This window comes from Jannaschia donghaensis, assembly GCF_001403795.1.
In the GTDB taxonomy this organism is placed as follows: Bacteria; Pseudomonadota; Alphaproteobacteria; order Rhodobacterales; family Rhodobacteraceae; genus Jannaschia; species Jannaschia donghaensis.
In genome coordinates this window covers 907,993-920,769 of record NZ_CXSU01000012.1, presented here as the reverse complement: position 1 = coordinate 920,769, position 12,777 = coordinate 907,993, and the positions used below count along the sequence as shown (strand labels likewise).

Annotated in this window: 11 protein-coding genes; 5 read left to right on the top strand and 6 right to left on the bottom strand. The window is 60.4% G+C overall.

Going from position 1 to position 12,777, the window contains the following annotated elements:
- The first annotated feature begins 71 nt into the window (after positions 1-71).
- Positions 72-305: a helix-turn-helix domain-containing protein gene (locus tag JDO7802_RS13690; RefSeq protein WP_055086451.1), complete on the top strand. Its 234-nt coding sequence runs from the start codon at positions 72-74 to the stop codon at positions 303-305.
- 118 nt (positions 306-423) lie between these two features.
- Complete coding sequence (locus JDO7802_RS13685; RefSeq protein ID WP_055086449.1) at positions 424-1,314, top strand: abortive infection family protein; 891 nt, start codon at positions 424-426, stop codon at positions 1,312-1,314.
- 128 nt (positions 1,315-1,442) lie between these two features.
- Here the strand turns inward: JDO7802_RS13685 and JDO7802_RS13680 are convergent, their stop codons facing one another.
- The 6 genes from JDO7802_RS13680 to JDO7802_RS13655 all read right to left on the bottom strand — a co-directional run bounded on the left by JDO7802_RS13680 (position 1,443) and on the right by JDO7802_RS13655 (position 8,852).
- Positions 1,443-1,778 carry a DUF736 domain-containing protein gene (locus JDO7802_RS13680; protein ID WP_055086447.1) on the bottom strand — a complete coding sequence of 112 codons (336 nt, stop codon included), beginning with the start codon at positions 1,776-1,778 and terminating at the stop codon, positions 1,443-1,445.
- A 567-nt stretch (positions 1,779-2,345) separates the two neighbouring features.
- A complete protein-coding gene (locus JDO7802_RS13675) occupies positions 2,346-2,816 on the bottom strand; it encodes a hypothetical protein (RefSeq protein ID WP_187298146.1) in 471 nt (156 codons plus the stop codon).
- 124 nt (positions 2,817-2,940) lie between these two features.
- Positions 2,941-3,867 (bottom strand): DUF2493 domain-containing protein, encoded by a 927-nt coding sequence (locus JDO7802_RS13670; protein WP_055086445.1) that lies wholly within the window; start codon positions 3,865-3,867, stop codon positions 2,941-2,943.
- 350 nt (positions 3,868-4,217) lie between these two features.
- Positions 4,218-5,264 carry a DUF7146 domain-containing protein gene (locus JDO7802_RS13665; RefSeq protein ID WP_055086443.1) on the bottom strand — a complete coding sequence of 349 codons (1,047 nt, stop codon included), beginning with the start codon at positions 5,262-5,264 and terminating at the stop codon, positions 4,218-4,220.
- A 207-nt stretch (positions 5,265-5,471) separates the two neighbouring features.
- On the bottom strand, positions 5,472-7,523 hold the full coding sequence (locus tag JDO7802_RS13660; RefSeq protein WP_055086442.1) for a ParB/RepB/Spo0J family partition protein: 2,052 nt from the start codon (positions 7,521-7,523) through the stop codon (positions 5,472-5,474).
- Between the two features lie 135 nt (positions 7,524-7,658).
- Positions 7,659-8,852 (bottom strand): hypothetical protein, encoded by a 1,194-nt coding sequence (locus tag JDO7802_RS13655; RefSeq protein WP_055086441.1) that lies wholly within the window; start codon positions 8,850-8,852, stop codon positions 7,659-7,661.
- 332 nt (positions 8,853-9,184) lie between these two features.
- Between JDO7802_RS13655 and JDO7802_RS13650 the strand changes: the two genes are divergently transcribed.
- The 3 genes from JDO7802_RS13650 to JDO7802_RS18030 all read left to right on the top strand — a co-directional run bounded on the left by JDO7802_RS13650 (position 9,185) and on the right by JDO7802_RS18030 (position 12,763).
- The gene (locus JDO7802_RS13650) at positions 9,185-9,415 is read left to right on the top strand and encodes a hypothetical protein (RefSeq protein ID WP_245624195.1); all 231 of its coding nucleotides are present in this window, start codon (positions 9,185-9,187) and stop codon (positions 9,413-9,415) included.
- 11 nt (positions 9,416-9,426) lie between these two features.
- On the top strand, positions 9,427-11,292 hold the full coding sequence (locus JDO7802_RS13645; RefSeq protein ID WP_055086437.1) for a hypothetical protein: 1,866 nt from the start codon (positions 9,427-9,429) through the stop codon (positions 11,290-11,292).
- Positions 11,293-11,374: 82 nt separating this feature from the next.
- On the top strand, positions 11,375-12,763 hold the full coding sequence (locus tag JDO7802_RS18030; RefSeq protein WP_144430620.1) for a hypothetical protein: 1,389 nt from the start codon (positions 11,375-11,377) through the stop codon (positions 12,761-12,763).
- Positions 12,764-12,777: the final 14 nt, after the last annotated feature.

The following is a 12,777-nucleotide window of genomic DNA, read 5'->3' as shown; positions in this document are numbered from 1 at the left end:
GACACTAGCACGGGCGTCTGCGCGTATTATAGTGCGTCGCATCAAAATACGCGATAGGCCTTTGTCGGCGGATGGATATCCGTCATACATTTGGGAGTAATCTCAAGCACTACCGCACCGAAGCGAACATGAGCCAGGCCGCTCTCGCAGTCAAAATGGGTGTGGATCGAGCTCATGTCAGCGCCATGGAGCGCGGTCAGCAGAACGTCACGATCATTACACTTTGGCATGTTGCGCAGGCGCTTGATATCGCACCGGCGGCGCTGCTTAACGAACGCGATGAGGCCCGACTTGCCGGTCGCTGACCTGATCGAGTGCTATAAGTTGAACACACTGGACGCAGAGAGAGGCACGACTTCCCCAAATTCCGCCAATTTCGGCTACGGTGCCAATGTCGAGGTACAAAAGTAAGAAAGGATACTAATGAGTGGCGCCTTCTCACCGTATGTTATTAAGGCGCTCGTTGACACTATCACTGGTGGGGGCGGCAACGACTCGACGCCCCCGATTGGTATTTACCGGTCTGGGCCGAAGATCGAGCAATTCTTTCTAGACTGCGGCATTGATATGCGCATTGGGTCGAGCTCGCGCGTTCCAGCAACGACGGATGCGCTACGGCGAGTTGCGTACCAAGATGATGGCAACGAGCGTGTCAAGCAGCTGCTCCTCAAAATCTGCGATCCCCGGGAGTATCTGGCCGAGCCGGACAAAGCCGCCGCCGTCCGTGAACATATTAACCGCGCACTAGAGCCAGACGGCCTAGCAGTAACGCTAGTGGGCGGAAAAGCTCATCTCACCAAGCGCGAGGCGACAGGCTTCATAGTCGAACCTTTTATCAGCAAAGTTGAGACGCTTGACTTTGATACCGTGCAAATCGAGATCGCCCGTGCACTTCCTTCTCTACAGGAAGATCCCGAAGATGCTGTTACGGCGGCCTGTTCTTTGATTGAGGCGGTTTGCCGATCAATCCTGTTGGAGTTGGGCCAGCCTTTGCCCGCAAGGAAAGATATCGACGGGCTGCTCAAGGCTGTCCAAGAGCCGCTCGAGTTGTCTCCTGGCCGTACGGATCTTCCTTCTGAAGTTGAGCAGGATGTGCGTCAGATTCTTGGTGGGCTGACGTCTGTTGCGAAGGGGGTCGGAGCTCTGCGCACACACGGTGGCGACGCACATGGCCGCGAGAAAGGGTTCCGACGGATCGACTCCCGGATTGCGCGCCTGGCACTAAATTCGGCAAGCTCTATCGCGCTGTTTCTTATTGAGACCTGGGAGCGTAAGGAACAGCGGGCTCTGCCACAGCATATCGAAACTGAGTAGAGGCGGCATTCCTTCGCACCGAAAGGCGTGATGGAAACAATTTCAGGCTGACCTTACCTGCGATCGTGATTTGCTAATCTGCTAGATGAAAAGCCCCGCCCGGTTTCCCGGACGGGGCGATTGTCGCCTTACTCACCGTTCTTGCGGCGTGCCCGGGACCAGATGAGGCTGAAGGTTTCCTCGCCACCTTCGACGACGGTGTCATCGAAGAGGTTGGCGTAGATCGGCTGGGTGAAGCTCGGATCGTCCAGCTTGAGGCTCAGATAGTCGCGGTCCTCGTTCGAACGCTTCGACCAGGCGGCGCCGATCTCGGCGCGGCCGACGAAGACCCGGTGGGAGGGGGCGTTCTCGCCGGAGGTGCTGTCCTCGGGGACGATGCGGACGTTCTGCGCCTGCACGTTGAGGGTGACGATTTCTCCGACGTATTCGTTGCCGGTCTTCTTGAAGGTTCCGATGGTGGCCATGTCATTTCTCCTATTGGCTTTCGATCCCGCGCCCGTCGCGGTCTCGATGGCGATCGTCAGGACCGGGACGATCCGCCGACGCAGCCCTTGGCCCGCAGCGCACGCGGAGGACGCCGGGGGCGGACTTTCTTGGACCCGTCAGGGTCGTCCCGCGAGGAATGGGCAAAGCCCAGGGGAAGAAAGTCCGAACCCGGCGTTGCGGCTGAGGCGGTCGAGGCGTCAGCCGATCCCAGTCAGATCAGCCCAATGAGAGGCCGTGACGGACGCGGGTGGCGAGGGCATGGAACGAGAAATGACCGCCACCCTCGGACCGGGCAATCCATCGGCAATGTCGATCGGAGAAAGACAGGCTCTGGCGTGCAGAACGGCGCAGAGCATGTTCATCGCCAAGCTCTCCCGGCGATGCGAGAATGTTCCCTCCCACTGAGGCCTGGCGGTGTTCGATATGTGCTTTGCTCGGTCGGGGCGCTCGAACGAGATCAGACGCGCTCAGCCGAACACCCATATTGGAGCTTCAACGTGCCTCGCTCTATACCGTGATGCTGCATGGTTTTCGGCGGCGTGGTTTCAGCGATCGTTCACGTACGAACTCGCCTGCATGGCGTCTGTGTGATGCCCATCATCCTCATCGATGGGACCAGCGAGGCTTGCGATCCGCACCCAGGCGGTGCCCGCGGTGACGATCCCGCCGATGATGGCGAAGGCCAGCGTCCAGCCCTCTGACGCACCGCCGATCTGCGACAGGCCCTTGATCGCAGAGAACCCGGCGACGCCGGCAGGGGCAGCGAAGAGCGCGCCGATGGCCAAACGAATGGGGACGGACTGCGCCTTGGCGAAGACGATCTGGCCGATGAGATAGGTGAAAGCGGCGGCAAACATCCCTGCGACCAGTGCCGCAATCACGCCCGCTTCGGTGTCGTAGACATACATGCCAACACTCACCCCGACGAATGCGGGCAGCGCGTAGACAGCGAGTGCGAACAACACCCAGACGAGGAAGCCGAGGCCGATGACACTTAGTAAGGCTGATACGAACATGGGCGGTCTCCTCTCATGGGATGCGCCTCCACCACCGCCACGGCACTAATAAAGTATAGCATATCCGCGGTGTTCGCGGAATATTCCCGTGTGGCGCATCGCGATGCGATATACGCATCACGGGTCATGACGATCCGCCTTTCGTTGCGCGAAAATCATAGAGCGGGATGCCCAGCACCTTGGCTTTGTCGGCGAGGTTGTCGGTGATGCCCGAACCCGGGAACACGATCATACCGATCGGCAGGGTTTCCAGGAGTTGATCGTTGCGCTTGAACGGCGCGGCTTTGCCGTGGCGAGTCCAGTCCGGCTTGAAGACGATCTGTTGGCACTTGCGATTGCCGGCCCAGCAGGCCGCGATGCGTTCCGCGCCTTTGGGCGACCCACCATGCAGGAGCACCATGTCGTCGTGCTTGGCGCGGACCTTGTCGAGGGCGGCCCAGATGGCCCCGGTATCACTTACGTCCTGCCCGCCGGTGAAGGCAATCTTGGTGCCTGTCGGAACCAGCGGTTCGAGTTCGGTCTTGCGCTTCGCGTCGAGATAGTCGCGGCTGTCGATCATCGCGGCGGTCATGTGCTTGCGATTGACGTGGCTGCCCGAGCGCGGATGCCAGGTCTGGCCGAGATGCGCCTCGAAATGCTCGGCAGCGAGATCACGCATGCTGTCATAGGCGTTGCGCTGTTCGGTGAGCGTCAGCCCTTCAGCGATGAGGCGTTCCAGTTCTAACGAGCGGACTTCAGAGCCGTCCTGGCTGCGCTGCGCACGTCGCTGCGCCTGTTCGTTATCGTCGAGCTTGCGATCGATGCGGGTTGCCATGCGGTGGAAGACATTGGTGGTCGACCAGAGCAGGTCTTCGAGATCGGGTTCGAGCCGCGTGTCGCCGAGCGCCATGACAAGTGCATCAAAGATGTCGGCGATCGCGCCTTCGACGATGCTGGCGTCTGGCAACGGCCGCGGATCGGGCTCATCGGCGAAGGGGCGATGTCCGAAGAGCTGGAGTTCGTCGAGGACGAGGGCTGTGGCGGAGCGTGTCTCGGGTTCGTGCTGGGTCATTGGCGTTGTGCCTCCTTGTCGCTGACCGCGCCTCGCGCGGCCTTCATGGGCGACGGAAAGCGGGGCGCGACCGGGCCTGCACCGACGCAATTCCCCACGAAGTGGTACTTCGCGGGGACCCCGTGGCTGCGTCGGCCGGAGCGTCAGCGGAGGATGGCGGATGCGACGCCGTTTTGTATCGCGATGCAAAGCCGAACCTGTGGTTCGGCGGCGGAAAACGGTGTCGCCGCAGCCATTGCCGGACCGGGCGGGTTCCGCTCCGGCTCGCCCCTCTCGGGAAGGCCGTCAGGCGCGGCTCTACGGCGTGAGGTTCATTCCGCTTGTCCAGGTGACGAGACCGGTTCTCTGCTTCAGTCGGTCTCGACCGCGAGCAAGGTCGGAACATCGACCGGCAAGAGCTGGGGACGCAAATGGCTGCGCATCTCGTCGATGCCGTGTTTCCGGAGATCGCCGTTGAAGTCGTCCAGCATCGGACGGAGCGGCAGAGGGTGCAGGTCACTGTCCTCGAAGCGAACGGTCAGTGCATCGAATGCCGCCAGTCCGGCTCCGTCATTGTCGATGGCGACATAGAGCCTGCGAAGATCATATGGCGGATCGAAGGCTGCGAGATGATTGCCAGACAGTGCCGCTGCAATCGGCAAACCGGCAAGTGCCAGTCTGAGCGAGAGCATCGTCTCCAGGCCTTCGCCGACGGCGAGGATGTCAGAGTGCTGTCCAATCCTGACGGCGTGACCGAGCAGATTGCCCATCGCCTTGCGGTTGGGATCGAGCGGAGCCTTCTCGGCCGTCTGCGGATCAAGCCATGTCCGATGCACCCCGGTCAGTGTGCCGGTACTGTCGGTGACCTTGGCGAGTAAGGCGGGCCAAGCTTCAGGTGGGTCATTGGCGTCCGCGTCCTCTCGCCAGTAGTAGCAGTTCGGGTGGAAACGAAGCGCGGTCGCGCTTCGAAAGTCTGCCAATCCACGTGCAGAAAGATAACGCTCCGCCAGTGTGCAGCTGATCGGCTGGCCCATCGCCCATAGGCGTCGGGCCGCTTCGGGTGATCCTTGCGGAGCCGGTTCTTGCCGCTGTGGCGCGGCTGGCTCGGGACGCGGAAGGCTGAGAAAGCGACGCGCCTCGTCGAGCGTGTCGCGCAGTGTTGAGAGGTTGAGATTGGCGGCAATCAAATCGAGCAGGTCACCATGCTCGCCGGTGGCGGCGTCGGTCCATTTGCCCGCCGCGCCCTTGCCGCGTGTCGGCCCAGTGAGCCGGACATAGAGGCTGCGACCGGGACTGTTATCGACATCACCGACCACCCAGTAATTTCCGTGCTTGCGCCCATTGCACAGATAGTGGCGGCAGACTGCTTCGGCCTTGCGGCCGAGCTTCTGCGAAAGGTCTGCGGCGGGGCTGTCCATGTCGGTCTCCTGAGTGGTGCACAGAAAAAGGGCCTGCCGCGTCCGACAGGCCCCGGGTCGAGGGAGTAGGGGGATCGTCTCCCTCTGTTGGTGGTCGCCAACTGCTCGAATGTGGGCGAAGGCGGCTTCGGCGACAGTTCAATCATCACCCAATCGGGTGCGTCGAACCATGGGCCGAGGGCCGCCGAACGCCTGTCTTTGTACTTCTCACTCGGCGGCTTGGAGCGCAGCATCCTCTTCCTCGACCGCCGGTTCGTCGGACGTGACATCACCGTCATCGACGATTTCGAACTCCGGCTCGTCGGGCTCTTCGGCGAGCGGGGCCGTGCGCAGCGGCTGCGGAAGCCAGCCCGTGCCCGCAAGCAACTCCTCGGCTGCTTCGACCATGTCGGGCTTCTTGAACCCGGCGATGCGGTCGGCGTCCTTGTCGCCCTTCGCCTCGCGCACTGCGGCGAGGATCTGCGCCTTGGTCACGCGGCCGAGATAGCTGTCCGCCGTCGGCGTCCAGCCCGCCTTCACCATGTCCAAACCAAGCGTCGATGCGAGGATGTCGGCATGTGCAATCTGACGCGGCTTGCGGTGGTGCGGTTCCTGCACCGCGTTGACGGTCATCGCCACGCAATGGGCGAAGAGCGCATCGCGGCTGTCGCTGTCCCATTCGGTCAGCACGGCCCACAGGTCTTCCGGTTGCTTGGGCAGATTACCTGCCCAGGTCTCGATCCCGAGATCGATCGACTGGACATAGGCAGCGTCGCCGAGGTTCGGCGCTTGCGAGCCGAACTGCGTGGAACGCGGGCTGATCTCGACACAGCTGTCCTGGCCATAATGGTAGAAGAGCTGCAGGACTATCGCGTGCAGGCAAGCGAGCATCGCGAGCTGCGGATCGTTCGCGAGGGCATCGCGCAGCGCCATCGTGCGATGGACGGTCAGTTCGCAGATGAGGCGGTCCGACAGCGGCTTGGTGCCGTCGTCATCCTCGTCTTCGTCATCTTGATCTGTCACCTGGTCTGATGCGTCAGCGACTTCAACATCCTTATCGGGATTGACGGTCTCGCCGTCGGGGTCATCCTCAGCTTCGACTGCCGGTTCGTCCTCGGGCCGCACATAGCCACGTTCGACGCGCAGACCGCCGGAGCCGTCGATGCTGACGAAGGCGCCCGCAATAGCGTAGTCCTCCGCCTCGAATCGGATAGGACGGTTCTGAAGCGCTTCCATCGCCGTTTCGATCTCGCCGAGCCGTTCGTCGACCTCCTCGGGGAGTTCATCCGCCTCGGCATACTCGTCTTCGAGCTTGTCGTATTCGGTCTTGAGCGCCTCGTAGGTCTTCTCTTCCTCATCGTTCATCGGCTCGGCCTCGCCGCGAATGCGCCGCAGATCGTAGGTGTGGCCATAAGGAAAGTCGGTGCCGACCTCGATCCAGTGCCAGCCTTCGGCGCGGATGGCCTGGGCCTCCTCGTTCAGCTTCTCGGTGACCATGGTTTCGAGCAGCGCTGCATCCTGCAGCCAGCCGCCATCGTCGCTCTGGAAGAGGTCGCGCAGCACCTCGCCGCCCGCTTCGACATAGTTGTCGAGCCCGACGAATTGCGCCCGCCGGTCGGAGGCGCGTACGGCGCCCTCGGTCAGCATTCGGCGGATTTCATAGGGCTGCTTGGAATAGTGCTGCCTGAGCGCTTCCCAAACCTGTTGCTGGCGTTCGTGGTCGGGATTGACTGTGAAGGCCATGAGTTGGTCGAGCGTCATTTCCGCCTCGGCATAGGCGTCAAGCAGTGTCGCTGAGACGGCGGCCAGCTTGAGGCGCTGCTTGACGACGCTGACCGAGACGAAGAAGGCCGCGGCGATCTCTTCCTCGCTCTTGCCCTTCTCGCGCATCGCCCGGAAGGCGCGAAACTGGTCGAGCGGATGCAGCGGCGCGCGCTGGATGTTCTCGGCGAGGCTGTCCTCTTCGGCGAGCCCATCTGTGCGCACGATGCACGGCACCGGCGCGGTCTTGTTGAGCCGGCGCTGCTTCACGAGCAGTTCGAGCGCGCGGTAGCGGCGCCCTCCCGCCGGGATCTCGAACATGCCGGTCTCCGCGCCATCGTCGTCGAGCACGGGCCGGACGGTCAGGCTCGCCAAGAGCGTGCGCCGGGCGATATCCTCGGCCAGTTCTTCGATCGAGACGCCGGCCTTGATCTGGCGGACATTAGACTGGCTGAGTACCAGCTTGTTGAAGGGGATGTCGCGCGAGGCGCTGAGGGTGATTTTCTTGGACTTCGTCATGGGATTTCTCCGCGACGGGCGGTCACGAGACTCTCTCTGACCTCCAGACCCGTCACGAAAACCACGGCCCACCTCTTCCTCTCCGGAAGCGATGGACCGTGGACAGAGGGTAAGGACCGAAGCGGAACGGCGGGTCTAGGCGGCGACCTCCAGCAGCTTCTTGGCGCGGGTCTCCATGGCGAGGCGCGCATCCTGCTGCGGCTTCGATCGGGCGACGGCGGTGATGCCCTGGACGAAATCGAAAACGCTTTCGGGTGGGCGGCCTTCCTCGGCGAGGACAGTCTCGACGATCTTGCCTGTCTCGGCTTTCGAAAAGCCGCGCTTGCGCAGGAAGTCAGTGCGATCCTCGTCGCTGCGGGCGACGATCCGTTCGCGCGCGGAACGGATGCCCTGGATGAAGGGCTGCGGCGAGGAGTCGGCGAAGTTCGCCAGCGCCGGGGCCGCCTCGTGCGCGAAGCGGTTCGCGGCGTATTTGGAATGCCGGATCGTGATCTCCTGGAAGTCCTCGACGCCCCAGAGATTGCGGTTCTGGCAGACGGCGCGGAGATAGAAGCTCGCTATGCCGAGCGTCTTGGCGCCGACCGCCGAGTTCCAGCAATAAAAGCCCCGGAAGTAGAGGTCTGGCGATCCGTCAGGCAGCGTGCCCGCCTCGATCGGGTTTCTATCGTCGACCAGGAAGAGGAACACGTCGCGATCGGAGGCGTAGAGCGTGGTCGTGTCTTTGGTTACGTCGACCACCGGGTTGTAGAGGCCCGTCGACCAGTCGAGCACGCCCGGCACCTTCCAGCGCGTGTCGCCGACGCCGTCGCCCGCGATGCGCTGAACGGCGGAGACCAGCTCGTGGTCGTAGATGCGGCCATAGTCCGGCCCAGTCACGGCGCGCAGTTCCGTCCGACCGTTGGCGAACTCCATCGTCTTGACCTGCTCGGCGCGGTGGTTGGTGAGGCCGTATTGCAAATTGATGCCGGCGAGCGGCGCGGGAAGCTGGCGCAGATAGGCCGCCGGTGCGCTGACCAGGCTCGCGAGCTGGCCGAAGCTCCAATGGGTGGGTGCGACGGGCGCCTCGGCGTCCGGGAGGACGAGTGCGAGCTTCTCCGGATCCTCGCGATGGGCTTCGACGCGGATCGCAGCGCTCTCGACCGTCCGCGTCTTGCTCCGCGCGGCGCGGCCCTTCACCGAGGCGTAGAGGTCCGAGAGCGAGAGATACTTCTCATCGTCGGGCCGGGAAAACCATTCGGACGACACGCGCCCATTATGCCCGCCGCGGGACACATCCACCTTGTAGCCGCCGCTCGCGGGACGGCCGTTCGTGATTTCGATTGTAGTCATGGCTGATCTCCAGGACGGGCGGCCGGAGAGCCTCTCTCTCGACCTCCAAACCCGTCACGGCGACAGCCGCAGACCTCTCACTCTAAGGGGTCGTTGCGGGGTCTCCCCGCAGAAGGGGTCGGGCGAGACTACAGGCTCGACTGTAGGGGAAGGCCTTCCCCACAAAACCTGAATGCATCCAGTCGCCCTTCGTGACAGCTGGACGTGTGAATTTCTCTCATAGTTTGCGTGAATGGTCCGCACAATTTGGTGAATTTCATCAGATTATTGACTAATACGTGCGCGAACCATATCTAATGACCTCTGTGAAATGTGCGAAGGATGGTTCATTGGTGGCCGAACGCTCTGAAAAACGCGAGAAATTTGTGCGACTTGCTGAGGGAAGGACGCAGTCGGCGCTGGACGCGATTCGCAAGCTTGGCAATCTGTCGAACCGGCGCGCCTATGAATATTCGGACGATGATGTGAAGAAAATCATCAAAGCGCTCCGCGATGCGACAGGCGATGTCGAGCGAAAATTTGGATCCAATTCCGGCGATGGCGCCGACAAATTCAAACTGTAGGGGCGCGCCGCATGAAGGCAGAACCACTCAACATTCATGACAAGCGCTTCCTCATCAATCGACTGATCGAGCAAGCTCCGGTCAGCACCTTGGTCCGCGAGTTTTTCAAGAACGCCGATGAAAGTGCAGCCAGCGCTGCTCCCGGAAATCGTCGGATCGAGATCTACCCGACAGTCATCGAAGGGGTCCGGAAGCTCACATTCTGGAACACCGGGACCGGCATGGATGATAGAGAGCTGAAACAGGCGACCGAGTTGTCGTCGTCGATCAACAAGGAGATGGCGCTCGATGGAAACTTCGGGATTGGCGCCAAAGTCTCCGGCCTGACCATGTCGCGGGAAGGCATTCGTTATCGCTCGTGCAAGGATGGCGTCGTCAACGAAGTGGTCATCGGCTTCGATGCCGAGGAACAGACCTATGTCCGTTTTCCGGTCGAGCTGCCCGATGGCAGTTTCGACACCGTGTATGACGTGACACAGGCTGTCCTCGATGAGGGGCGGGAGACCGCGTTCGATTGGACGGAAGTCGTTCTAATGGGCGAGAGCGAAGATCACGACACTGTTGCCGAGCCTTTGGGGAAGGGAAAACCCCAAGATCGTAGCTTCATTCCTTCAGCGATCTTCCGGCGGTTTGCGCGGTTTGCGGAAGGCGCCGAAGTGCGGGTCGATGTCGCCATGACCAAGGGCGGTGGTAAAGATGAAACGGGCCGCACGCGACGGCTGAAAACACTCGACGAGGTGGTGGAAGAGCTCCCCAACCACGAATGGGTCGATGCCCCGGGTGGGGAACTGCGGATTCACTATATCCACGACCCGAAACATGAGAGCTACAGCCACTCCCTAAGTGCGCTCGCCAATCCGGCAACCAGCTCGACGACCTTCTGCGCCTTGGTCCATAAAGGTGAGCGATACGACATCAAATCCCGAAAAGCATGGTCAGCGGCGGCTCCAAATTTTGGGATTCCTTTCGGGTCGAAGGTTCTCACCGTAGAGATCGAACTCGCTGACGAACTGGCGTTGCCAAACCAATATCGGGATGGCCTGACCTGGCCGGATGATCGGTCTCCGATGGTTGCCGAAGACTTTGATGATTTCGTACGCGAACTGATGCCCGACTGGGTGAAGGACGTCATTCGGTCCGAGTCTCCGGCGTCGGACGACAATCTGGACGATCTACAAAGTGACCTTCAAAAGCTGCTCGATGAGTTCCGCGTTCCCACGGTGACCCTGAGCCCGTCACGACGCCTTTCGGCCATGCAAACCGAGGGCGCGGATGAGGGAACCGATACATCGGACCCGACTGATCTCGACACTGAGTTTCCGGAGCTGAGCGAGACTAGCGGCAAAGACGGAGCCGAAGGCGATCCGGACAAGAGCCAGCGCGCGAAACACAAGAAGGTTAGGAAAGCGCCAGATGGCTCCAAATTATCCCGTTCGGCTCAGTCTTTGGAGCGTGTGCCGGAAATCAAGATTCTCACTGATCCGGAGGAGATAGCAGACAAGAATCTGAAAGGGCGCGCAGGAAGGTTTTATAAGGATGCGCAGACGCTGTTCGTGAACGGTCTTTATTCGGCTGCGGAGCGCATGGCCGTCGAGCTAGATGCTGAGTTGCGGGCTTCGGGCGAGCCTGAAGTCGTCCGGTCGGCCGTTATGAGGGCCTCCCGAAAATTCATGGCATTTCGTGTCGGCAAAGCAACTTGCTACGCTATCAGCAAGCGACTGTCAGACGACTGGTCGAGCGACGATCTGGATCGCGCGACCTCGCCAGAATCCCTGTCCTTGGCTGCTGACGATTACAAGCAAAGCATTTCGCCAGCCAAGCGATACGCAAAAGAACTGATCAAGGCTGCAGATGTTCCGGAGGAGAGCGTTGCTTGATTTTCTCAAAGGGGTCACCGTGATCGCTCTTCATGTGGACGCGTTATCCATTTTCCCCATTTGCGCCAGGTGATGAGGCTAGATGGCTAAACCTGGCGGATATGTGGTTAGACTGACAAAAGACCGGTACTCGGTTTTCGAGGAGGCAATCAACGAGTACGGCTGGTTTGCTGAAGCTGTGCCCGCCTTTACGCACAGTCGAAACGCCCCACTTGTATGCTTTGTCGTGGATCCCTCAGGCGACGTTTCCCATATAGCCCGTGGCCGACGCGGCGTGAACGCGGGAACAAAGCAGAGCCGGCTAAACATTGAAGATGTGAGCGCATTGTCCAGCCCTCTCAATGCCGTACTCGTCACCGACGGGGTACCCGGAAGGAACAGGAAAGCGGTTCGCGAACGTTTCCAAAACGGTGGGCTGCTGTCGCCACGAGCTTTCGAAGAAACCGTCGATCTACTGGCACGCCTTGCGCCGGAAACGCGCCGTCTTATCAAGAGATTTAGCACGACCACGCGCCAGCGGATTGCGCGCTTGAGTCCCGAGATCCGAGAGGGACTAGCATATCAGAAGGAAGCGCTTGCGGGCGCGCTCAACTTGGCAGGAATTGACCGTTCGCCTCTCTCTGAATGGGAACTGATGGATGATGACGCTCCAGGTTCGTTTCTGGAAGGCCTCTCAGAGGTACGAATGCGTGAAGACCCGATGGTGATGCAAGACATGAGGCAAGTGCCGGGCTATGAATATTTACAAGATATTCCCAACGCTGCAGCAGCTGTTTTTGCGGACGGAAAGGATCGATTGACAGTTATTATGGCCAATCGTCAGCCGCTCGAGGCCCAGACAGGATCTGATCTGATCTACTATAATCAGAGATTCAAAGCCTTCATAATGGTGCAATACAAAGCGATGGAGCCGGACGACGATCTCGGTTCCGTATTTCGGTTTCCAAACACAAAGTTGACTGAGGAAATCGAACGTATGGACGAGTTCCTTGAGGAACTGTCGAAGGTTGTTGCCGAGGCGGCCACGGATGATTTTCGGCTGAACGCCAACCCTTTTTTCCTGAAGTTCTGCCCTCGTATTCAATTCGATCCAGATAGCACCGGGCTTACAAAAGGCATGTATATTCCACATAGCTATTGGAAGCTTTTAGAACTGGATGACCGGTTGAAAGGGCCTCGGGGGGGACGTCGCCTGGCATATTCGAACGTCAGCCGATACCTGGACAACACGTCTTTTGCCATGATGGTTAAGGGAGCTTGGGTTGGCACGACTATTCCACAATCGAACCTTCTTGAGATGTGGATGCGTGAGATTATTGCGTCTGGACGATCAATCACTTTTGCCGTGAAACCTCATAACCCGGATCCCGATGGTGATGGCGTTAGTTTGCTAAATCCAAACCTCGACCTCGATGGTAAAGCGCTGAAAAAGGATGAGGATCGGGTGCGCGTCGCAGTCTTGCGCCGTTAGTCCGACTGGAGACT